Annotated in this window: 32 protein-coding genes; 31 read left to right on the top strand and 1 reads right to left on the bottom strand. The window is 65.1% G+C overall.

What is annotated here, in order from left to right:
- The 29 genes from AB4Z10_RS12680 to rplQ all read left to right on the top strand — a co-directional run.
- A partial coding sequence (locus AB4Z10_RS12680) for an EF-Tu C-terminal domain-related protein (RefSeq protein ID WP_465247582.1) occupies positions 1–153 on the top strand: 153 nt, incomplete at its 5' end.
- Positions 154–219: 66 nt separating this feature from the next.
- Complete coding sequence (rpsJ, locus tag AB4Z10_RS12675) at positions 220–528, top strand: 30S ribosomal protein S10 (protein ID WP_043237115.1); 309 nt, start codon at positions 220–222, stop codon at positions 526–528.
- Positions 529–597: 69 nt separating this feature from the next.
- Positions 598–1326 (top strand): 50S ribosomal protein L3, encoded by a 729-nt coding sequence (rplC, locus tag AB4Z10_RS12670; protein ID WP_441470742.1) that lies wholly within the window; start codon positions 598–600, stop codon positions 1324–1326.
- Positions 1326–1946 carry a 50S ribosomal protein L4 gene (gene rplD / locus AB4Z10_RS12665; RefSeq protein ID WP_441470741.1) on the top strand — a complete coding sequence of 207 codons (621 nt, stop codon included), beginning with the start codon at positions 1326–1328 and terminating at the stop codon, positions 1944–1946. The genes rplC and rplD overlap by 1 nt, the downstream gene beginning before the upstream one ends.
- Positions 1943–2254, top strand: coding sequence for a 50S ribosomal protein L23 (locus AB4Z10_RS12660; RefSeq protein ID WP_149128651.1), 312 nt, complete (start codon positions 1943–1945; stop codon positions 2252–2254). Before rplD ends, AB4Z10_RS12660 begins: the two co-directional genes overlap by 4 nt.
- A 16-nt stretch (positions 2255–2270) precedes the next feature.
- The gene (rplB, locus tag AB4Z10_RS12655) at positions 2271–3113 is read left to right on the top strand and encodes a 50S ribosomal protein L2 (protein ID WP_441470740.1); all 843 of its coding nucleotides are present in this window, start codon (positions 2271–2273) and stop codon (positions 3111–3113) included.
- Between the two features lie 8 nt (positions 3114–3121).
- On the top strand, positions 3122–3400 hold the full coding sequence (gene rpsS, locus AB4Z10_RS12650; RefSeq protein WP_441470739.1) for a 30S ribosomal protein S19: 279 nt from the start codon (positions 3122–3124) through the stop codon (positions 3398–3400).
- 3 nt (positions 3401–3403) lie between these two features.
- Positions 3404–3784 (top strand): 50S ribosomal protein L22, encoded by a 381-nt coding sequence (rplV, locus tag AB4Z10_RS12645; RefSeq protein ID WP_055730183.1) that lies wholly within the window; start codon positions 3404–3406, stop codon positions 3782–3784.
- Between the two features lie 10 nt (positions 3785–3794).
- The gene (gene rpsC, locus AB4Z10_RS12640) at positions 3795–4526 is read left to right on the top strand and encodes a 30S ribosomal protein S3 (RefSeq protein ID WP_149128654.1); all 732 of its coding nucleotides are present in this window, start codon (positions 3795–3797) and stop codon (positions 4524–4526) included.
- Between the two features lie 18 nt (positions 4527–4544).
- A complete protein-coding gene (rplP, locus tag AB4Z10_RS12635) occupies positions 4545–4958 on the top strand; it encodes a 50S ribosomal protein L16 (protein ID WP_112581124.1) in 414 nt (137 codons plus the stop codon).
- Positions 4959–4969: 11 nt separating this feature from the next.
- Positions 4970–5182, top strand: a complete 213-nt coding sequence (gene rpmC / locus AB4Z10_RS12630; protein ID WP_400506013.1) for a 50S ribosomal protein L29 — start codon at positions 4970–4972, stop codon at positions 5180–5182.
- Between the two features lie 10 nt (positions 5183–5192).
- On the top strand, positions 5193–5435 hold the full coding sequence (gene rpsQ / locus AB4Z10_RS12625; RefSeq protein WP_441470738.1) for a 30S ribosomal protein S17: 243 nt from the start codon (positions 5193–5195) through the stop codon (positions 5433–5435).
- 210 nt (positions 5436–5645) lie between these two features.
- Positions 5646–6014: a 50S ribosomal protein L14 gene (rplN, locus tag AB4Z10_RS12620; protein ID WP_055730187.1), complete on the top strand. Its 369-nt coding sequence runs from the start codon at positions 5646–5648 to the stop codon at positions 6012–6014.
- The gene (gene rplX / locus AB4Z10_RS12615; protein WP_377838317.1) at positions 6014–6331 is read left to right on the top strand and encodes a 50S ribosomal protein L24; all 318 of its coding nucleotides are present in this window, start codon (positions 6014–6016) and stop codon (positions 6329–6331) included. Before rplN ends, rplX begins: the two co-directional genes overlap by 1 nt.
- A complete protein-coding gene (gene rplE, locus AB4Z10_RS12610) occupies positions 6324–6890 on the top strand; it encodes a 50S ribosomal protein L5 (RefSeq protein ID WP_199085555.1) in 567 nt (188 codons plus the stop codon). Before rplX ends, rplE begins: the two co-directional genes overlap by 8 nt.
- Before the next feature lie 36 nt (positions 6891–6926).
- Positions 6927–7232 carry a 30S ribosomal protein S14 gene (gene rpsN / locus AB4Z10_RS12605; protein ID WP_199085556.1) on the top strand — a complete coding sequence of 102 codons (306 nt, stop codon included), beginning with the start codon at positions 6927–6929 and terminating at the stop codon, positions 7230–7232.
- 13 nt (positions 7233–7245) lie between these two features.
- On the top strand, positions 7246–7644 hold the full coding sequence (gene rpsH / locus AB4Z10_RS12600; RefSeq protein WP_400506018.1) for a 30S ribosomal protein S8: 399 nt from the start codon (positions 7246–7248) through the stop codon (positions 7642–7644).
- A gap of 38 nt (positions 7645–7682) precedes the next feature.
- The gene (gene rplF / locus AB4Z10_RS12595) at positions 7683–8216 is read left to right on the top strand and encodes a 50S ribosomal protein L6 (RefSeq protein ID WP_441470737.1); all 534 of its coding nucleotides are present in this window, start codon (positions 7683–7685) and stop codon (positions 8214–8216) included.
- An 11-nt stretch (positions 8217–8227) separates the two neighbouring features.
- Positions 8228–8590, top strand: coding sequence for a 50S ribosomal protein L18 (gene rplR / locus AB4Z10_RS12590; protein WP_441470736.1), 363 nt, complete (start codon positions 8228–8230; stop codon positions 8588–8590).
- Positions 8591–8832: 242 nt separating this feature from the next.
- Entirely contained in the window at positions 8833–9396 is a 564-nt protein-coding gene (gene rpsE / locus AB4Z10_RS12585; RefSeq protein ID WP_047582054.1) for a 30S ribosomal protein S5, read from the top strand.
- 10 nt (positions 9397–9406) lie between these two features.
- Positions 9407–9601 (top strand): 50S ribosomal protein L30, encoded by a 195-nt coding sequence (gene rpmD, locus AB4Z10_RS12580; RefSeq protein ID WP_441470735.1) that lies wholly within the window; start codon positions 9407–9409, stop codon positions 9599–9601.
- Positions 9602–9613: 12 nt separating this feature from the next.
- Positions 9614–10090 carry a 50S ribosomal protein L15 gene (rplO, locus tag AB4Z10_RS12575; RefSeq protein ID WP_441470734.1) on the top strand — a complete coding sequence of 159 codons (477 nt, stop codon included), beginning with the start codon at positions 9614–9616 and terminating at the stop codon, positions 10088–10090.
- 154 nt (positions 10091–10244) lie between these two features.
- On the top strand, positions 10245–11582 hold the full coding sequence (gene secY, locus AB4Z10_RS12570) for a preprotein translocase subunit SecY (protein ID WP_441470733.1): 1338 nt from the start codon (positions 10245–10247) through the stop codon (positions 11580–11582).
- A 1-nt stretch (position 11583) separates the two neighbouring features.
- Positions 11584–12177 carry an adenylate kinase gene (locus tag AB4Z10_RS12565; protein ID WP_441470732.1) on the top strand — a complete coding sequence of 198 codons (594 nt, stop codon included), beginning with the start codon at positions 11584–11586 and terminating at the stop codon, positions 12175–12177.
- Between the two features lie 231 nt (positions 12178–12408).
- Complete coding sequence (locus AB4Z10_RS12560; RefSeq protein WP_441470731.1) at positions 12409–13608, top strand: ABC transporter substrate-binding protein; 1200 nt, start codon at positions 12409–12411, stop codon at positions 13606–13608.
- A 454-nt stretch (positions 13609–14062) separates the two neighbouring features.
- Positions 14063–14431 carry a 30S ribosomal protein S13 gene (gene rpsM / locus AB4Z10_RS12555; RefSeq protein WP_126110534.1) on the top strand — a complete coding sequence of 123 codons (369 nt, stop codon included), beginning with the start codon at positions 14063–14065 and terminating at the stop codon, positions 14429–14431.
- Between the two features lie 116 nt (positions 14432–14547).
- Positions 14548–14937 carry a 30S ribosomal protein S11 gene (gene rpsK, locus AB4Z10_RS12550; protein ID WP_043237079.1) on the top strand — a complete coding sequence of 130 codons (390 nt, stop codon included), beginning with the start codon at positions 14548–14550 and terminating at the stop codon, positions 14935–14937.
- A gap of 91 nt (positions 14938–15028) precedes the next feature.
- Positions 15029–16045, top strand: coding sequence for a DNA-directed RNA polymerase subunit alpha (locus tag AB4Z10_RS12545; RefSeq protein WP_441470730.1), 1017 nt, complete (start codon positions 15029–15031; stop codon positions 16043–16045).
- A gap of 112 nt (positions 16046–16157) precedes the next feature.
- Positions 16158–16574: a 50S ribosomal protein L17 gene (gene rplQ, locus AB4Z10_RS12540; protein ID WP_441470729.1), complete on the top strand. Its 417-nt coding sequence runs from the start codon at positions 16158–16160 to the stop codon at positions 16572–16574.
- A gap of 93 nt (positions 16575–16667) precedes the next feature.
- On the opposite strand, the gene AB4Z10_RS12535 is transcribed toward rplQ, so the two are convergent.
- Entirely contained in the window at positions 16668–17087 is a 420-nt protein-coding gene (locus AB4Z10_RS12535) for a BLUF domain-containing protein (RefSeq protein ID WP_441470728.1), read from the bottom strand.
- 154 nt (positions 17088–17241) lie between these two features.
- Here AB4Z10_RS12535 and AB4Z10_RS12530 point away from each other — a divergent pair, with 154 nt between their 5' ends.
- Both AB4Z10_RS12530 and AB4Z10_RS12525 read left to right on the top strand, forming a co-directional pair.
- A complete protein-coding gene (locus tag AB4Z10_RS12530; protein ID WP_441470727.1) occupies positions 17242–18678 on the top strand; it encodes a DegQ family serine endoprotease in 1437 nt (478 codons plus the stop codon).
- Positions 18675–19985 (top strand): replication-associated recombination protein A, encoded by a 1311-nt coding sequence (locus tag AB4Z10_RS12525; protein ID WP_441470726.1) that lies wholly within the window; start codon positions 18675–18677, stop codon positions 19983–19985. Before AB4Z10_RS12530 ends, AB4Z10_RS12525 begins: the two co-directional genes overlap by 4 nt.
- Positions 19986–20074 lie beyond the last annotated feature (89 nt).

Genomic DNA, 20074 nt, shown 5'->3' with positions numbered 1-20074 from the left:
CCTGAGGGCACGGAGATGGTGATGCCGGGCGACAACATCTCGATGGAGGTGACGCTGATCGCCCCGATCGCGATGGAAGAGAAGCTGCGCTTCGCCATCCGCGAAGGCGGCCGCACCGTCGGCGCCGGCGTCGTCGCTTCGATCATTGCGTAACGCGTTTTCGTGAGGGCGCGGGCCCTTCGGGCCTTCGCCTTTTCACGTCACGGAGAGAACAAGACCATGAACGGTCAGAACATTCGAATCCGCCTCAAGGCGTTCGACCACCGCATCCTCGACGCTTCGACGCGCGAGATCGTGTCGACCGCGAAGCGGACGGGCGCTCAGGTCCGCGGACCGATTCCGCTGCCCACGCTCATTGAGAAGTTCACCGTCAACCGCTCGCCGCACATCGACAAGAAGTCGCGCGAGCAGTTTGAGATGCGGACCCACAAGCGGGTCCTCGACATTGTCGATCCGACTCCCCAGACGGTCGACGCCCTCATGAAGCTCGATCTCGCCGCCGGCGTCGACGTCGAAATCAAGCTCTGATCCGATTGAACGGGTCCTCTGTTTCCGGCTCCCCCGGATGGACATGACCCCAGAAGAAGGTATGCACCGATGCGTTCCGGTGTGATTGCACAGAAAGTCGGGATGACCCGCATCTTCACGGATGCCGGCGAGCATATCCCGGTCACCGTGCTGAAGCTCGACAGCTGCCAGGTTGTCGCGCATCGCACGAAAGAGAAGAACGGCTATGTGGCCGTGCAGCTGGGCTCCGGCACGGCGAAGGTGAAGAACGTCTCGAAGGCTGAGCGCGGTCACTTCGCGGTCGCCAAGGTCGAGCCGAAGCGCAAGGTGGTCGAGTTCCGCGTCAGCGATGACGCGCTCATCCCCGTGGGCGCCGAGCTGACCGCGGACCACTTCGTCGTCGGCCAGTTCGTCGACGTCTCCGGCACGACCACCGGCAAGGGCTTCGCCGGCGGTATGAAGCGCTGGAACTTCGGCGGTCTGCGCGCCACGCACGGCGTTTCGGTCTCGCACCGTTCGATCGGTTCGACCGGTGGCCGTCAGGACCCGGGCAAGACCTTCAAGAACAAGAAGATGCCGGGCCACCTGGGCGCCGAGCGTGTCACCACGCAGAACCTGCGCGTCGTCCAGACGGATGTCGAGCGTGGCCTGATCCTCGTCGAGGGCGCCGTTCCCGGCGTCGCCGGCGGCTGGATCCATGTCCGCGACGCCGTCAAGCGCGCCCTGCCGAAGGATGCGCCGCTGCCGGGCAAGTTCAAGGTTGCCGGCGAGGGCAAGGCGGAAGAGGCTCCTGCGGCCCAGGCTGAGGAGAACGCGTGATGAAATTCGATATCACCACTCTCGAGGGCAAGTCGGCCGGTTCGGTCGAGCTGTCGGATGCGGTGTTCGGCCTCGAGCCGCGCGCTGACCTCCTCGCCCGCATGGTTCGCTATCAGCTCGCCAAGCGCCGCGCCGGGACCCACAAGTCCAAGGGCCGCTCGGAAGTCGATCGCACCCGCAAGAAGATCTACAAGCAGAAGGGCACCGGCGGCGCTCGCCACGGCGCGGCTTCGGCTCCGCAGTTCCGCGGCGGCGGCAAGGCCTTCGGTCCGGTGCTGCGCGACCACGCTCACGACCTTCCCAAGAAGGTCCGCGCGCTCGCTCTGCGCCATGCGCTCTCGGCCAAGGCGAAGGAAGCCGGCATCATCGTGATCGACGATGCCACGCTCGCCGAGCCGAAGACCAAGGTGTTGCTGGGTCATTTCGGCAAGCTCGACCTGTCGAGCGCGCTGATCGTCGGTGGCGTCGAGATCGATACGAACTTCGGCCTGGCCGCTCGTTCGATCCCGAATGTCGACGTGCTGCCGGTTCAGGGCATCAACGTCTATGACATCCTGCGTCGTGACAAGCTCGTCCTGACGCGCGCCGCTGTCGATGCGCTGGAGGCGCGCTTCAAATGAGCCAGTCAGCCAAGAACCTCGACCCGCGCCACTACGATGTGATCGTGGCGCCGGTCATCACCGAGAAGGCGACGATGCTCTCCGAGCACAACAAGGTCGTCTTCAAGGTTGCCCGCACCGCGACCAAGCCGCAGATCAAGGCGGCGATCGAGAAGCTCTTCGACGTCAAGGTCAAGAGCGTCAACACGATCGTCACCGAAGGCAAGGTCAAGGTCTTCCGTGGCCGCCTCGGCCAGCGCTCGGACGTCAAGAAGGCCGTTGTGACCCTCGAAGAGGGCCACTCGATCGACGTGACCACGGGCCTCTGAGGGAAGGATCGCCATCATGGCTTTGAAGCACTTCAAGCCGATCACGCCGAGCCTTCGCCAGCTCGTGATCGTCGACCGCAGCGAGCTCTACAAGGGCAAGCCGGTCAAGACCCTGACCGAGGGCAAGAGCTCCTCGGGCGGCCGCAACAATCTCGGCCGTATCACTGTCCGCTTCCGCGGCGGTGGCCACAAGCGCACGCTGCGCCTCGTCGACTTCAAGCGTCGCGGCAAGGCCGGTATCCCGGCGACCGTCGAGCGGCTCGAGTACGATCCGAACCGGACGGCGTTCATCGCCCTGATCAAGTATCAGGACGGTGAGCAGTCCTACATCCTGGCGCCGCAGCGCCTGGCCGTTGGTGACACCGTTGTCGCCGGCGACAATGTCGACGTGAAGCCCGGCAACGCGGCCCCGATGGGCTCGCTGCCGATCGGCACGATCGTCCACAACGTCGAGCTCAAGATCGGCAAGGGCGGCGCTCTGGCCCGCTCCGCCGGCAACTACGCCCAGATCGTCGGTCGCGACCAGGGTTACGTCATCGTCCGCCTGAACTCGGGCGAACAGCGCCTGATCTCGGGCCTCTGCTATGCCACCGTCGGCGCCGTCTCGAACCCGGATCACATGAACCGGAACGACGGCAAGGCTGGTCGCTCGCGCTGGCTCGGCCGCCGTCCGCATAACCGCGGCGTCTCGATGAACCCGGTCGACCATCCGCACGGCGGTGGTGAGGGCCGGACCTCGGGTGGCCGTCATCCGGTCACGCCCTGGGGTCTCCCGACCAAGGGTAAGAAGACCCGCTCGAACAAGCGGACCGACACATTCATCGTGTCGAGCCGTCACGCCCGCAAGAAGAAGAACTGAGGTCCGTCATGGCGCGTTCGCTTTGGAAAGGTCCGTTTGTCGACGGATACCTCCTGAAGAAGGCCGAGGTCGCCAGGACCTCAGCCCGAAATGAAGTCATCAAGATCTGGAGCCGTCGCTCCACGATCCTGCCGCAGTTCGTCGGTCTGACGTTCGGCGTGTACAACGGACAGAAGCATGTGCCGGTGTCCGTGTCCGAGGAAATGGTGGGGCACAAGTTCGGCGAGTTCTCGCCGACGCGCACCTTCCACGGCCACGCTGCCGACAAGAAGGCGAAGAGGAAGTAAGCCATGGGTAAAGCATCCGCCCCCCGTGCGCTGCCTGAGAACGAAGCGGTTGCGGTCGCCCGCAACCTGCGCGTCTCGCCGCAGAAGCTGAACCTCGTCGCTCAGCTGATCCGCGGCAAGAAGGTCTCTACGGCGCTCGCCGATCTCGAGTTCTCGCGCAAGCGTATCGCGAACGACGTTCGCAAGTGCCTGCAGAGCGCGATCGCCAACGCCGAGAACAATCACGACCTTGACGTCGACGATCTCGTCGTCGCCCAGGCCTTCGTCGGCAAGGCACTCGTCATGAAGCGCTTCCACGCCCGCGCCCGCGGCCGTGGCGCCCGGATCATGAAGCCGTTCTCGAACATCACGATCGTGGTGCGCGAGCAGGCAGCGCAGGCCTGAGGAGAGAACGATGGGTCAGAAAATCAATCCGATCGGCCTGCGCCTCGGCATCAACCGTACCTGGGACTCGCGTTGGTTCGCCAACAAGGGCGAGTACGGCAAGCTGCTGCATGAGGACATGGCGATCCGCGCCGCCCTGATGAAGCTGCTGAAGCAGGCTGCCGTCTCGAAGATCATCATCGAGCGCCCGCACAAGAAGTGCCGCGTCACCATCCACTCGGCTCGCCCGGGCGTGGTGATCGGCAAGAAGGGCGCCGACATCGAGAAGCTCCGCAAGGAAGTCTCGAAGCTCACCAAGGCCGATGTCACGATCAACATCGTCGAGGTGCGCAAGCCTGAGATCGACGCCACGCTGGTTGCCGACTCGATCGCGCAGCAGCTCGAGCGCCGTGTCGCCTTCCGTCGCGCCATGAAGCGCGCCGTGCAGTCGGCCATGCGTCTGGGCGCCGAGGGCATCCGCATCAACTGCTCGGGCCGTCTCGGCGGCGCCGAGATCGCCCGCCTCGAATGGTACCGTGAGGGCCGCGTGCCGCTGCATACGCTGCGCGCCGACGTCGATTACGGCGTCGCCACCGCTTTCACGACCTACGGGACGTGCGGCATCAAGGTCTGGATCTTCAAGGGCGAGATCCTGGAACACGACCCGATGGCCCAGGACAAGCGCCTTTCCGACGAGGGCGGCCGTTCCGGCGGCCGCGACCGTGATCACCGCGATCGCGATCGTCGCGAGCAGGCTGCGTAAGGCTGATCGAGAAGAGCCATGCTGCAACCAAAACGCACCAAGTTCCGTAAGCAGTTCAAGGGACGCATTTCCGGCGTCGCCAAGGGCGGCACGGACCTCAACTTCGGCCAGTTCGGCCTGAAGGCACAAGAGCCTGAGCGCGTTACCGCTCGTCAGATCGAAGCGGCTCGCCGCGCGATCACCCGCGCCATGAAGCGCGTTGGCCGCGTCTGGATCCGCGTGTTCCCTGACGTGCCGGTTTCGAAGAAGCCGACCGAAGTCCGCATGGGTAAGGGCAAGGGTTCGCCCGAGTTCTGGGCGGCCAAGGTCAAGCCTGGCCGGATCATGTTCGAGCTGGACGGCGTGTCGGAGGAGATCGCTCGCGAAGCGCTCCGTCTCGGCGCCGCCAAGCTGCCGATCAAGACCCGGTTCATCCAGCGCATCGCCGAGTGAGGGAGGGCGACATGAAAAGCACACAGCGTCTTTCCGACCTGAAGTCGATGAGCACGGACCAGCTTCAGGACGAGCTGCTCAAGCTGAAGAAGGAGCAGTTCAACCTGCGCTTCCAGAGGGCGACGGGCCAGCTCGAGAACACCGCGCGCGTCACCGAACTGCGCAAGGACATCGCCCGCATCAAGACGCTGCAGCGGTCGAAGGCCGTTGCGGCCAGCGCGTGAGGAGAAGATAATGCCTAAGCGCGTGCTCCAGGGCGTCGTCGTCAGCGACAAGCAGAACAAAACTGTTGTGGTTAAGGTCGAGCGGCGTTATACGCACCCGCTCCTCAAGAAGACGGTTCGCCGTACGAAGAACTATCACGCCCATAACGAGGCGGGTTCGTTCAAGGTCGGCGATACGGTGTGGATCGAGGAGTCCAAGCCGATTTCCAAGCTGAAAAGCTGGGTTGTGCTCGACGGCGCCCCCAAGGCGTGAGACGAGACGGCTTTGCCCGGCCCCGAATCAGGGGCGGGCAGGGCGCCTGAAGGAAGCCGGACATGTCTCTCCGCAAAGGTGGAAACCACTTTTGCGGATCATGTTTTGTTTTGAGGCCAGGGGGCGATCGACCCCCGTCAGTCGTAGTCCCAAGCAGCGCTGAGGCCGCTCGGGAAACCGCCTGATACACAGATTGGAAGGATCAAGGCCATGATCCAGGTGCAGACGAATCTCGACGTCGCCGACAATTCCGGCGCGCGTCGTGTGATGTGCATCAAGGTTCTCGGCGGGTCGAAGCGCAAGTACGCCGGTGTCGGCGACATCATCGTCGTTTCGATCAAGGAAGCCATCCCGCGCGGCCGCGTGAAGAAGGGCGACGTCATGAAGGCGGTCGTCGTTCGCACCGCCAAGGACGTCAAGCGCGCCGACGGTTCGGTGATCCGCTTCGACCGCAATGCGGCCGTGCTGATCAACAACCAGAAGGAGCCGGTCGGCACGCGTATCTTCGGACCGGTTCCGCGCGAGCTGCGCGCCAAGAACCACATGAAGATCATCTCGCTGGCGCCGGAGGTGCTGTGATGGCTGCGAAAATCAAGAAGGGCGACAAGGTCGTCGTGCTTGCTGGCCGCGACAAGGGTAAGTCGGGCGAAGTGCTGCAGGTTCTGCCGAAGGATGCCCGCGCCGTCGTGCGTGGTGTCAACCTCGTCAAGAAGCACACCAAGCAGTCGCAGACGTCCGAGGGTGGCATCATCTCGAAGGAGGCCACCATCGACCTGTCGAACATCGCCGTGGCCGATCCGAAGGACGGCAAGCCGACTCGCGTTGGTTTCAAGGTGCTCGATGACGGCCGCAAGGTTCGTTTCGCCAAGCGTTCGGGGGATCTGATCGATGGCTGAGGCTCAGCAGGCGGCTCTCTCGCCGCGCATGAAGAAGCATTACGAGGACGTCGTTCGTCCCGCGATGATCGCCGAATTCGGCTACAAGAACGTCATGGAAGTGCCGACGATCGAGAAGATCGTCATCAACATGGGTGTTGGTGAAGCGACTGCCGACCGCAAGAAGGTCGACAACGCCGCCGGCGACCTCGCCATGATTGCTGGCCAGAAGCCGGTCATCACCAAGTCCCGCCTCGCCATCGCCGGCTTCAAGCTGCGCGAGAACATGGCGGTTGGCTGCAAGGTCACGCTGCGCAAGACCAAGATGTTCGAGTTCGTCGATCGGCTCGTCACCATCGCCTTGCCGCGCGTGCGCGACTTCCGGGGCCTGAACCCGAAGTCGTTCGACGGGCGCGGCAATTTCGCGCTCGGGATCAAGGAACACATCGTGTTCCCCGAGATCAATTACGACAAGGTCGACCAGGTCTGGGGCATGGACGTGATCGTCTGCACGACTGCGAAGTCGGACGACGAAGCGCGCGCTCTGCTCAAGCACTTCAACTTCCCGTTCCGGCAGTGAACCTAAGCGTTCATACGCGGAAACCAGGAGAGATCGATGGCTAAGAAAAGCTCCGTCGAGAACAACGAGCGCCGCAGGAAGCTGGTGAAGAAATTCGCCGGCCGCCGGGCTCGCCTTCTCGCGATCGCCAATGACGACAACCAGCCCATGGACGAGCGTTTCCTCGCTCGCCTGAAGCTGGCCGAACTGCCGCGCAACTCGGCCAAGATCCGCATTCGCAATCGTTGCGAGGTGACGGGCCGTCCGCGCGCTTTCTATCGCAAGCTGAAGATGTCGCGTGTCGCGCTGCGTGAGCTCGGCAACAAGGGGCTGGTTCCCGGCCTCGTGAAGTCGAGCTGGTAAGGAGGACTGGACAATGGCGATCATTGATCCGCTCGGCGATATGCTGACCCGCATCCGCAATGCGCAGCTGCGTCGCAAGTCGCGTGTTTCCACCCCGGGCTCGAAGCTGCGTGCTCGCGTGCTCGACGTGCTGCAGTCCGAGGGCTACATCCGCGGCTACAGCCAGACCGAGTTCGGCAATGGCCGGACGGAGTTCGACATCGAGCTGAAGTATCACGAGGGCCAGCCGGTCATCCGGTCGATCTCGCGTGTTTCGAAGCCCGGCCGCCGCGTCTACTCGTCGGTCGAGACCATGCCGCGCGTGGCTGACGGCCTCGGCGTGACGATCGTCTCGACGCCGCGTGGCGTGATGGCCGATCATGTGGCCCGCGAGCAGAACGTGGGCGGCGAAGTGCTCTGCAAGGTCTTCTGACCTTTCAGGCGCCCCGCTCATTTTCAGGAGAAATCCAAATGTCTCGTATCGGTAAGAAGCCGGTCTCGGTTCCCGCGGGCGTCACCGCCTCGGTCACCGGCCAGCTCGTCAAGATCAAGGGCTCGAAGGGCGAGCTCTCCTTCGAGGTGCCCGAGGACGTCTCGGTCGCCATGGAGGACGGCGCGATCGCGGTTCAGCCGCGTTCGCAGTCGAAGCGCGCCCGTGCGCTCTGGGGCACCTCGCGCGCCCGCATCAGCAACCTCGTGATCGGCACCACCGCCGGCTTCGAGAAGCGCCTCGAGATCAACGGCGTCGGCTACAAGGCCGCTGTCGCTGGCAAGGTGCTGAAGTTGTCGCTCGGCTACAGCCACGACATCGACTACGAAATCCCGGCCGGTGTCGCGATCACGACGCCGAAGCCGACGGAAATCGTCGTCGTCGGCATCGACAAGCAGGTCGTCGGCCAGACCGCCGCGGAAATCCGCGACTATCGTGGCCCCGAGCCCTATAAGGGCAAGGGCGTCAAGTACGCCGGCGAGTTCATCTTCCGCAAGGAAGGCAAGAAGAAGTAAGGACGCCAGCCATGAGCAAGCAGAACGATGTGACTGCGCGCCGCAAGGCCCGCGTCCGCCGCGCGATCAAGGCGGTTGCCAACGGTCGCCCGCGCCTCTCGGTGCATCGCACCGGCAAGCAGATCTACGCCCAGGTCATCGACGACGTGAAGGGGGTCACCCTCGCTTCGGCCTCGTCGCTCGACAAGGACGTGCGTGCGCAGATCAAATCCGGCGCCAATGTCGAGGCGGCCGGCCAGATCGGCAAGATCGTCGCCGAGCGCGCGGTCAAGGCCGGCGTGACGGATGTGGTCTTCGACCGCGGCCCGTACATGTACCATGGCCGCGTCAAGGCGCTGGCCGATGCAGCCCGCGAGGCTGGCCTCAGCTTCTGAGGTTATCGGGTTTCGCCCGGTCAGGCGTTCTACGCCGGCCGGGCGGTATCCGTTTCTCGATCATCGCGCGCCAGAATGGGCGCGGTCACGACGATCGATGCGTTAAGGCATCGGGTTCTTCCGAAAAGTGGTTCCCACTTTTCGGCCCGATGCACAGCTTCCCCGTGCAATGAGGCATGGGGTTAGGCTCGAGCGAGCGGCGGGGCTTCGATCTTCGTCCGCGCAAGTAAGAGGACATACACATGGCTAGAGAGCCGCGTGAGCGTAAGGACCGGGAAACGGAAGTTTCCGAGTTCGTGGATAAGCTCGTCCACATCAACCGCGTCGCCAAGGTGGTGAAGGGCGGACGTCGCTTCGGCTTCGCCGCGCTCGTCGTCGTCGGCGATCAGAAGGGCCGCGTCGGCTTCGGCCACGGCAAGGCCCGTGAGGTTCCCGAGGCGATCCGCAAGGCGACGGAAGCCGCCAAGCGCGGCCTCGTCCGCATTCCGCTGCGCGAGGGCCGCACCCTCCATCACGACGTGCAGGGCCGCCACGGCGCCGGCAAGGTCGTGCTGCGCGCGGCTCCGGCCGGTACCGGCATCATCGCCGGCGGTCCGATGCGCGCCGTCTTCGAGGCGGTCGGCATGCAGGACGTCGTGTCCAAGTCGCTCGGCTCCTCCAACCCGTACAACCTCGTGCGCGCCACGTTCGACGCGCTGAAGAACGAGGATAGCCCGCGCTCGGTCGCGGCTCGTCGCTCGCTCAAGGTTTCGGCCCTGCAGACCCGTCGCCGCGATGCCGGCACGGATGCGGCCGCGGAAGCGTGAGGGGGGAATCATGGCAAAGGCTGAGAAGACCTTCACCATCGAGCAGATCGGTTCGCCGATCCGCCGCGAGGCCACCCAGCGCCAGACCCTGATCGGTCTCGGCCTGAACAAGATCCGCCGCCGCTCGACCCTCCAGGACACCCCCGCGGTGCGTGGCATGGTCGAGAAGGTGAAGCACCTCGTGCGCGTCATCGACGCGAAGTGAGGAGGGCGACACATGAAACTCAATGAGATTCGTGACAACGAAGGCGCTCTGAAGCAGCGCATCCGCGTCGGCCGTGGCATTGGCTCCGGCAAGGGCAAGACCGGTGGTCGCGGCGTGAAGGGTCAGACCTCGCGCGCCGGCGTCGCCATCAAGGGCTTCGAGGGCGGCCAGATGCCGCTGTATCGTCGCCTGCCGAAGCGCGGCTTCAACAACCTGTTTGCCAAGGATCTGAACGAGGTCAACCTCGGCCGCATCCAGCAGGCAGTGGAAGCCGGCAAGCTCGACGCCAAGGGCGCCGTGACCGTCGAGGCGCTCGTCGCCGCCGGCGTGATCACCCGCCAGGCCAAGGACGGCGTGAAGATCCTCGGCGTCGGTGAGCTCAAGACCAAGCTCGCTTTCGAGGTCGCTGGCGCGTCGAAGTCGGCCGTCGCGGCGATCGAGAAGGCCGGCGGCACGGTCAAGATTCTGGCTGCCGCTTCACAGGCGTGATCCTAGCGCCTACATGACGTTTGCGAACGGCGGCCGGGCCAGCGCCCAGGCCGCCGTTCGACTGTTTGACGCAAGGCACAAACCCGAAAATTGCACCGCTGGGGCGGCGGGGGATGTGCTTCAATGACTGACTTGAGACCCAAGGACCGGACGCATGGCATCGGCGGCTGAACAGCTTGCGGCAAACCTCAATTTCGGGGCCTTCGCCAAGGCGGACGAACTGAAGAAGCGAATCTGGTTCACGCTGGGAGCGCTGGTCGTCTACCGGCTGGGTACCTACATCCCGCTGCCGGGCATGAACCCGGACGCGGTCGCCGACCTGTTCCGCCAGTCGCAGAGCGGCGTGCTCGGCATGTTCAACATGTTCTCGGGCGGCGCCGTCGGCCGCCTCGCCATCTTCGCGCTGGCGATCATGCCGTATATCTCGGCCTCGATCATCGTTCAGCTGCTCTCCAGCGTCATCCCGAGCTTCGAGGCGCTGAAGAAGGAAGGCGAGCAGGGCCGCAAGACCCTCAACCAGTACACCCGCTACCTGACCCTCGTGCTGGCCGTATTCCAGGCCTATGCGATCGGCGTCGGCCTGCAGGGCTCGGGCAATCTCGTCCTCGAGCCGGGGCCGTTCTTCCTGCTCTCGACCACGCTCACTCTCGTCGGCGGCACCATGTTCCTGCTGTGGCTGGGCGAGCAGATCACCAGCCGCGGCATCGGCAACGGCACCTCGATGATCATCTTTGGTGGCATCATCGCGGAATTCCCGTCACAGCTCGCCCAGACCCTCGAACTCGGACGCCAGGGCGCGATCTCGACCGGGCTGCTGCTCGGCATCCTGGTGATGGCGGTCTGCGTCATCGCGTTCTGCGTGTTCATGGAGCGTGCGCAGCGCCGCCTGCTGATCAACTATCCGAAGCGCCAGGTCGGCAACCGCATGTATGAGGGTCAGACCTCGTTCCTGCCGCTGAAGCTCAACACCTCGGGCGTGATCCCGCCGATCTTCGCCTCGTCGCTGCTGCTGCTGCCGACGACGATCGCCAGCTTCTCGCAGGCCTCGGGTGGCACGGGCTTCCTGTCGATCATCGCGACCTATCTCGCCCATGGCCGGCCGCTGTTCATGGTCCTTTATGCGGCGCTGATCATCTTCTTCTGCTTCTTCTACACCGCGATCGTGTTCAACCCGGTCGAAACGGCGGACAACCTCAAGAAGCATGGCGGCTTCATGCCGGGCATCCGCCCGGGCGAGCGCACCGCCGAGCATATCGACCGCATCCTCTCGCGCATCACCGTTCTCGGCGCCGGCTATCTGACCATCGTCTGCCTTATCCCCGAGTTCATGATCACCTATGCTCAGATCCCGATCATCCTGCTGGGCGGCACTTCGCTGCTCATCGTGGTGACGACGACGATGGACACCGTGGCGCAGATCCACGGACACCTGCTGGCCCATCAGTACGAAGGGCTGGTCAAGAAGGCTAAATTGCGAGGAGCGAGGCGCTAAGATGCGGTTGATTTTCCTGGGGCCGCCGGGGGCGGGCAAGGGCACTCAGGCGGCGCGCATCGTCGCGAAGCACGGTATTCCTCAACTGTCGACCGGCGACATGCTGCGCGCAGCCGTCGCCGCCGGCACACCGATCGGCCAAAAGGCCAAGGCGGTGATGGATGCGGGCGGTCTCGTCTCGGACGATATCGTCATCGGCATCGTCGCTGATCGCATCGAGGAGCCGGACGCGAAGAAGGGCTTCATCCTCGACGGCTTCCCGCGCACGCTGGCGCAGGCCGAAGCGCTCGACCGGATGCTCGAGGGCAAAGGGCTGAAGCTCGACGCGGTGCTCGAGCTCACGGTCGACCAGAGCAAGCTCGTGGACCGCATCGTCCGCCGCGCCGAAGAGGCGAGGGCGGCCGGCCAGCCGGTCCGGAAGGACGATGATCCGGAGGTCTTCAAGACCCGGCTTGAGGCGTATAACCGCGACACGGCGATCGTCGCGCCTTACTATGAGAAGCGCGGCCAGCTGACGGCGATCGACGGCATGCAGCCGATCGACAGCGTCTCGGAAGCGATTGCGAACGCGCTGTCGGTGGCCGCCCAGGGCTGATCCGCAAGCAGCGAAGAGAAATTCGAACCCGGATGGGCGATGGCCCGTCCGGGTTTTTCGATTCCGGTGCGGTTTTGCGCGCCAGCCTTTGCCTTTTCTCGCTCCACCTGTGCGTTGACAGGCCCACCTCGGGCGGATGTGCTGGGCTCAAGCCGCGAAAAGCGGCGTGGAGCACCTTCGACCGGTAGGCGAAGCGACCTTCCGGTCCGGTGCAGGACAGGGAGCAGGCGCATGACCAGATGGGGTGCAATGCTGTTCGCGAGTGCGCTGGCGCTGATGCCGGCGGCCGCGCGGGCGCAGGATGCGGTCAAGATCGGCATCCTCAACGACCAGTCGGGCAACTACGCCGAATTCGGCGGCCTCGGCTCGGTCGAGGCTGCGAAGCTGGCGATCGAGGATTTCGGCGGCTCCGTGCTGGGCAAGCCGATCGAGATCGTCGCGGCCGATCATCAGAACAAGCCCGACATCGCGGCCGGCCTGGCACGGCGCTGGTATGACGTCGACGGCGTCACCGCGATCGCGGACCTGACCAATTCGGCGGTGGCGCTCGCAGTCGCCGGCATCGCCAAGGAACGGCAGAAGGTCGCGCTCTATAACGGCCCGGCGACGACGCGGCTGTTCAACGAGGATTGCTCGGCGACCGGCTTCATGTGGACCTTCGACACGGCGACCTCGGCCAAGGGTACGGCGCTGTCAGTCCTGCGCGAGGGCGGCAACAGCTGGTACATCCTTGCCGCGGACTATGCCTTCGGCCATCAGCTCACGGCGGATATCGAGGCGATCGTCGCGGCCAATGGCGGCAAGACGCTGGGCACGGTGCGCGCACCGCTTTCGACGCCCGACTTCTCCTCCTTCCTGCTTCAGGCACAGGCCTCCAAGGCCAAGATCGTCGCCTTTGCCAATGCCGGCACGGACACGATCAACTCGATCAAGCAGGCCGGCGAATTCGGCCTGGTCGATGGCGGCCAGAAGCTCGCCGCCATGGTCGTTGTGCTGAGCGACGTCCACGGTCTCGGGCTCGACAAGGCCAAGGGCCTGATCACGACGACCGCCTATTACCACGACGCCGACAAGCCGAGCCGCGCTTTCGCCGACCGCTACATGGCGCGGACCAGGAAGATGCCGGGCATGATCCAGGCCAGCGTCTATTCCTCGGTGCTGCACTATCTCAAGGCCGTGAAGGCGGCGGGCACGGCCGCGGGCCCCGCGGTCGCGGCCAAGATGAAGGAACTGCCGGTCGACGACTTCTACGCGCCCGGTGCAAAGGTTCGGGAGGACGGCCGGCTGATGAACGATATGCTGCTGGTCGAGGTGAAGGCGCCGGGCGATTCGAAAGCGCCCTGGGACTACTTCAAGGTCGTCCGCAAGATCCCGGCAGCCGAGATCATCGCGCCGCTGTCGGAGAGCAAGTGCAGCCTCGTGAAGAAGTAAAAGTTCGCACTCAGGCGCGTCATTCCGGGCGTATAGTTGTAATGCGCCTGGAAGGACGGTCGTGCGCTCGCGACCGACCCGAGAATGGGACGTTATTCTCGGGCGAAGCGCAGCTCGGACCCAAGACTCTCTTGCAGGAGGAGGTTCGAGAACCTCCTTCGTCACGAGATACCGGGTCAAGCCCGAGCATGACGGCGAATATCCAGTCCGGCCTTGGCTTTGCTGGCCTTGGCATGCTTCTTGGTTGCGGCGGGTTGACTCGGGACGATCAACCAGTTAACGACCCGCCATCCGGTTTCATGCGAGCGATGCCGTTGCCTTTGCGAGAAGGGACGACGTCGCATTATCGCGTGGAGCCGTTCAACGTCCTGCATGAGCCGGCCTCCACCGGACGCGGGATATTCCCCACCGCCGGTGCATCAACGGATGCTTCGGCCGACATGGAGATGAGACCATGGCTCGTATCGCGGGCGTCAACATTCCCACCGGCAAGCGCGTCGTCATCGGCCTGCAGTACATCCACGGCATCGGTGCCGCCAAGGCGCAGGAGATCTGCACCAAGGTCGGCATCGCCGCCGAGCGCCGCGTCAACCAGCTGACCGACGCCGAGGTTCTCCAAATCCGCGAGACGATCGACCGCGACTACCTCGTCGAGGGCGATCTGCGCCGCGAAGTCTCGATGAACATCAAGCGCCTGATGGACCTCGGCTGCTACCGCGGCCTGCGCCATCGCCGCTCGCTGCCGGTCCGCGGCCAGCGCACGCACACCAACGCCCGCACCCGCAAGGGCAAGGCGAAGCCGATCGCCGGCAAGAAGAAGTGAGTTTCGGCGGGCCGGTGATCCGGCCCGCTGTCTATACGCCGGCCGGTCCGCTGACGGGCCGCCGGCATCCCCAGCGCCTGGCATGACGGGCGCGCCTGAAGGATGGAAGAAGAGATATGGCCAAGGAAGCCCAGCGCGTCCGTCGTCGCGAACGTAAGAACATCGTCTCCGGCGTCGCGCATGTGAACGCCTCGTTCAACAACACCATGATCACCATCACCGACGCGCAGGGCAACACGATCTCGTGGTCCTCGGCCGGCACGATGGGTTTCAAGGGCTCGCGCAAGTCGACCCCGTATGCCGCGCAGGTTGCGGCCGAGGATGCCGCCCGCAAGGCTGCCGAGCACGGCATGCGCACCCTCGAGGTCGAGGTGACGGGTCCGGGTTCGGGCCGCGAGTCGGCTCTTCGCGCTCTCCAGGCCGCGGGCTTCACCGTGACCTCGATTCGCGACGTGACCCCGATCCCGCACAATGGCTGCCGTCCGCGCAAGCGCCGTCGCGTCTGACGCCTGACCATTGCAAGAGGCGCCCGCAGGGGCGGGCGCCTGTCCGGGGCGGCGGTGGCCGCCAGATGAATTCAGCACCAGGAGTGCGGTCGTGATCAGCAAGAACTGGCAGGATCTTTCCAAGCCGAACAAGCTCGAAGTGAAGGTCGGAGACGACCCGAAGCGTCTGGCCACCGTGATCGCGCGTCCGCTTGAGCGCGGCTTCGGCATGACGCTCGGCAATGCGCTCCGTCGCGTGCTGCTGTCGTCGCTCCAGGGCGCGGCCGTGACCGCCGTCCAGATCGACGGCGTTCTCCACGAGTTCTCCTCGATCCCGGGCGTCCGCGAGGACGTGACCGACATCGTCCTCAACATCAAGGCCATCGCGGTCAAGATGCAGGGCGAAGGTCCCAAGCGCATGACCCTGCGCAAGTCCGGCCCGGGTACCGTCACTGCCGGTGACATCAACACCATCGGCGACGTCGCGATCCTCAACCCCGACCTCGTGCTCTGCACGCTGGACGACGGGGCCGAGATCCGCATGGAGTTCACGGTCAACACTGGCAAGGGCTATGTCCCGGCCGAGCAGAATCGTCCCGAGGACGCGCCGATCGGCCTGATTCCGGTCGACAGCCTCTACTCGCCGGTCAAGAAGGTCTCCTATCGCGTCGAGAACACCCGCGAGGGCCAGAACCTCGACAAGGATTCGCTGACGCTGGCGATCGAGACCAACGGTTCGGTCACGCCCGAGGATGCGCTGGCGCTCGCCGCCCGCATCCTGCAGGACCAGCTTGCCGTCTTCATCACCTTCGAGGAGCCGCGCAAGGAAGAGGCCGTCTCGACTGCGCCGCAGCTGCCCTTCAACCCGGCGCTGCTCAAGAAGGTCGACGAGCTCGAGCTCTCGGTGCGTTCGGCCAACTGCCTCAAGAACGACAACATCGTCTATATCGGCGACCTCATCCAGAAGTCCGAGGGCGAGATGCTGCGCACCCCGAACTTCGGCCGCAAGTCGCTGAACGAGATCAAGGAAGTGCTGGCGACCATGGGCCTGCACCTGGGCATGGACGTCCAGGGCTGGCCCCCGGAAAACATCGAAGAGCTGGCCAAGCGCTTCGAAGAGCACTACTGAAAAACGACGGCGCAGGCCTTGCCTGCGCCTTTTGGCCCGGCTCATGCGAGCCGGAGCATAAGGAACGGCCGTTCCGTGGCACGGCGGCCGTAAGCAACGAAGGAGCCAAACAATGCATCACGGTTTCCGCGGTCGTCGTTTCAACCGCTCGGCCGAGCATCGCCAGGCGATGTTCGCCAACATGGCTCAGGCCCTGATCAAGCACGAGCAGATCACCACCACGCTGCCGAAGGCCAAGGACCTGCGTCCGGTCGTCGAGAAGCTCATCACGCTCGGCAAGCGTGGCGACCTGCATGCCCGCCGCCAGGCGATCTCGCAGATCAAGGATGTCGAGCTGGTCGGCAAGCTCTTCGCGGTTCTCGGCCCGCGCTACAAGGAGCGCAACGGCGGCTACCTGCGCATCATGAAGGCGGGCTTCCGCTTCGGCGACAACGCCCCGATGGCGATCATCGAGTTCGTCGACCGCGACGTCGAGGCCAAGGGCAAGGATTCCGGCCCGGTCTTCACGGCGGAAGACGAGGCGGCCTGATCGGCCTCTGTTCAGTTCGATTTAGGAAATGGGCGGCTTTCGGGCCGCCCTTTTTCGTTTCGGCTCCAAGGCTTGCCGAGATGAGCGCGCTTTTCAAGCCGGCCGTCGGGAGAGCTCGCCGGCGAGATCGACGATGATTTCCAGCGGCTGGGCGGCGAGATCTCTTTCCGGCGTCACGCCGTAGAGGCCGAAGATGAAGTGAGTGGTCTCGTCATGCTCGGCCACGCCCATGGCCCAGTTGGCGAAGAGCCGTTCCATCGCTGGCTCTTCGCGCAGGATCCGCAGGTCGGTATGGCGCGGATCCGCCATGATGCGGCCGTAAGTTTCACGGACATCGGCGTCCGTGCCCTCCAGCACTTGCGCGAAGGAGCCGTGGGTGGCGAGCAGGAAGCCGGTTACGCGGTTCTGGAGGTTGAAGCGACGCGCAGTCGCCAGAATTCTGTCGAGTTGCGCGCGTTGGCTGGAGTCGCCGAGCAGGCTGTGGCTGGCGTAGACAAGCCGGATCAGGCCCATGAGATATATCCCTGGCCGCTTGCGAAGCCTGAAGAGTTGCACAACATGTCGGTGAGGAACCGCAGTGCGCGGGGTGGGTATACTGACAGACGCCGGGTGCGTCGCGTCAGTCCTAACGTTTGCAGGCGGCTTTTTGTTTCAGGATGAGGACAGTATGACCGAACGCTTCGCAGGATATCGCAGAGGGCTGGCCGCCGCCGCGTTCGCATGCGCGCTCGGGGCGGTCGTCGCACCCTGGCCCGCGCTCGGCCAGGCGCGGCAGGTTCCTGACAGCCGCGAGCAAATTTCGCTTTCCTTTGCGCCGCTGGTGAAGCGGACGGCCGTCGCGGTGGTGAATGTCTACGGTGCGCGCGTCGAGAAGCGGCCGCAGAACGCTCTCATGGACGATCCCTTCTTCCGCCGCTTCTTCGGCGATGGCGGTTTCGGCGTGCCGCGGGAGCGGGTGCAGCGCTCGCTCGGCTCGGGTGTCGTCGTCGACGCCGGCAACGGTCTCGTGGTGACCAACAACCACGTCATCGAGAACATGAGCGAAGTGAAGGTTGCCTTTGCCGACAAGCGCGAGGTCGAGGCGACGATCCTGCTGCGCGATCCGCGCACCGATCTCGCCGTTCTGAAGGTCGCCGACACCAAGAGCCTGACCGCGATCGAGCTCGCCGACAGCGACGAGCTTCAGGTCGGCGATATCGTGCTCGCCATGGGCAATCCCTTCGGCGTGGGCCAGACGGTGACGCAGGGCATCGTCTCGGCGCTCGCCCGCACGCAGATCGGCGTGGGCGACGCCCAGTCGTTCATCCAGACCGATGCGGCGATCAATCCCGGCAATTCCGGCGGCGCGCTGATCGACATGAAGGGCCGTGTCGTCGGCATCAATACCGCGATCTATTCCCGTTCCGGCGGTAGCGTCGGCATCGGCTTCGCAATTCCGGCGGCGATGGTGCGCCTCGTCGTCGACAGCGCCAAGGCCGGCGCCAAGACGGTGCGCCGCCCCTGGCTCGGCGCTCGTCTGCAGAGCCTGACCGCCGACGTCGCCGACGGGCTGGGACTGGACCGGCCGGCCGGCTCGGTCGTCGCCAGCATCGTTGAGAAGGGACCGGCCGAGCAGGCGGGCCTGCGCCGCTCGGACGTGATTCTCACGGTCGACGGACTCGCGGTCGATGACCCCGAAGCCTTCGGCTACCGCTTCGCCACCCGTCCGATCGGCGGCTCGACGGTCCTGATGGTGCTGCGCGGCGGCAAGAAGGTCGAAATCCCGGTCAAGCTCGTGGCGGCGCCAGAGACCCGTCCGCGCGACGCCGTGAAGCTGACGAGCCGTTCGCCGCTGTCGGGGCTGACGGTGGCGAATCTCTCGCCGGCGCTGGCCGAGGAGCTGTCGATCGATACCGGGAACGACGGCGTCGTCGTCAGCGAGATCGAGGAAGGCAGCAACGCCGCCAATGTCGGCTTCCAGAAGGGCGACGTCATCATGGCGCTCAACGGCGAGCGCATGACCAACTCGCGCGAGGTCGAGACGATCCTGAAGGACCGCAAGCGGGCCTGGGAGGTCACGATCACCCGCAACGGCCAGACGATCACCTCGGTCTTCCCGGGGTGAGCGACCTCTTCTCTGCCTCGGGGCTGGACAAGTCCGGCCCCCGCCCGCTCGCCGATCGCCTGCGGCCGACGACGCTCGGCGAGGTCGCCGGGCAGGAGCATCTGACCGGGCCGGACGGCGCGCTCACCCGGCTCGTCGCTTCCGGCACGATCGGCAGCCTGATCTTCTGGGGACCGCCCGGCACCGGCAAGACCACGGTGGCACGGCTGCTCGCGGGTCTGGTCGATCTCGGATTCGAGCAGATCAGCGCGATATTCTCGGGCGTCGCGGACCTGAAGAAGGTGTTCGAGGCTGCACGCGGGCGCCGGCTCGGTGGCCGAGGCACGCTGCTTTTCGTCGACGAGATCCACCGCTTCAACCGCGCCCAGCTCGACGCCTTCCTGCCGGTCATGGAAGACGGCACGATCACGTTGATCGGCGCGACGACCGAAAACCCGTCCTTCGCGCTCAATGCGGCGCTGCTGTCGCGGGCGCGGGTGCTGACCTTCAAGTCGCTGGATGAGGGCTCGCTGCTCTTCCTGCTCGGCCGGGCCGAGGTGCTGGAAGGCAGGGAACTGCCGCTGACGCCGGAGGCACGGCTGGCGCTCGCGCGTTTCGCCGACGGCGACGGGCGCGCGGTGCTGACGCTGGCCGAGGAGATCTGGCGGGCGGCCAAGCCGGGCGAGATTCTCGACGAGCACGGCCTCTCCGACGTGATCCAGCGTCGGGCGCCGATCTACGACAAGGCGCAGGACGGCCACTACAACCTGATTTCGGCCCTGCACAAGACGGTGCGCGGTTCCGACCCCGATGCGGCGCTCTATTATTTCGCCCGCATGCTCGATGCCGGCGAAGACCCGCGCTTCCTGGCGCGCCGGCTGGTGCGCATGGCGGTCGAGGATATCGGGCTCGCCGATCCGCAGGCGCTGCTCCATGCCCGGGCTGCGGCCGAGACCTATGAGCAGCTCGGCACGCCCGAGGGCGAACTCGCCCTCGCCAATTGCGTGATCTATCTGGCGACGGCGCCGAAATCGAACGCCGCCTACACGGCCTACAAGATGGCGGTGCGGGTGGCGAAGGATCGTGGATCGTTGATGCCGCCCAAGACCATCCTCAACGCGCCGACGAAGCTGATGCGCGAGGAGGGCTACGGCGCCGACTACGCCTATGACCACGACCAGCCCGATGCGTTCTCGGGCCAGAATTACTGGCCCGACGCGCTCGGCCGCCAGCGCTTCTACGATCCGCCCGAGCGCGGCTTCGAGCGCGAGCTCCGCAAGCGGCTGGAATACTGGGAGCGGCTGCGCCACGAGCGCGGCGAGGACTGAGGCACACCGACAAGTAGCCGGTCATCCCGGGCGAAGCGCCGCGGAGTCCCGGAACCCATCGCAGGGCGCTGAGCTCTATGATCGATTCC

It is taken from the genome of Allobosea sp. RAF48 (assembly GCF_052114025.1).
GTDB lineage: Bacteria > Pseudomonadota > Alphaproteobacteria > Rhizobiales > Beijerinckiaceae > Allobosea.
Note: the sequence above shows the minus strand (reverse complement) of the source record. Positions and strands in the feature narration are given on the sequence as shown.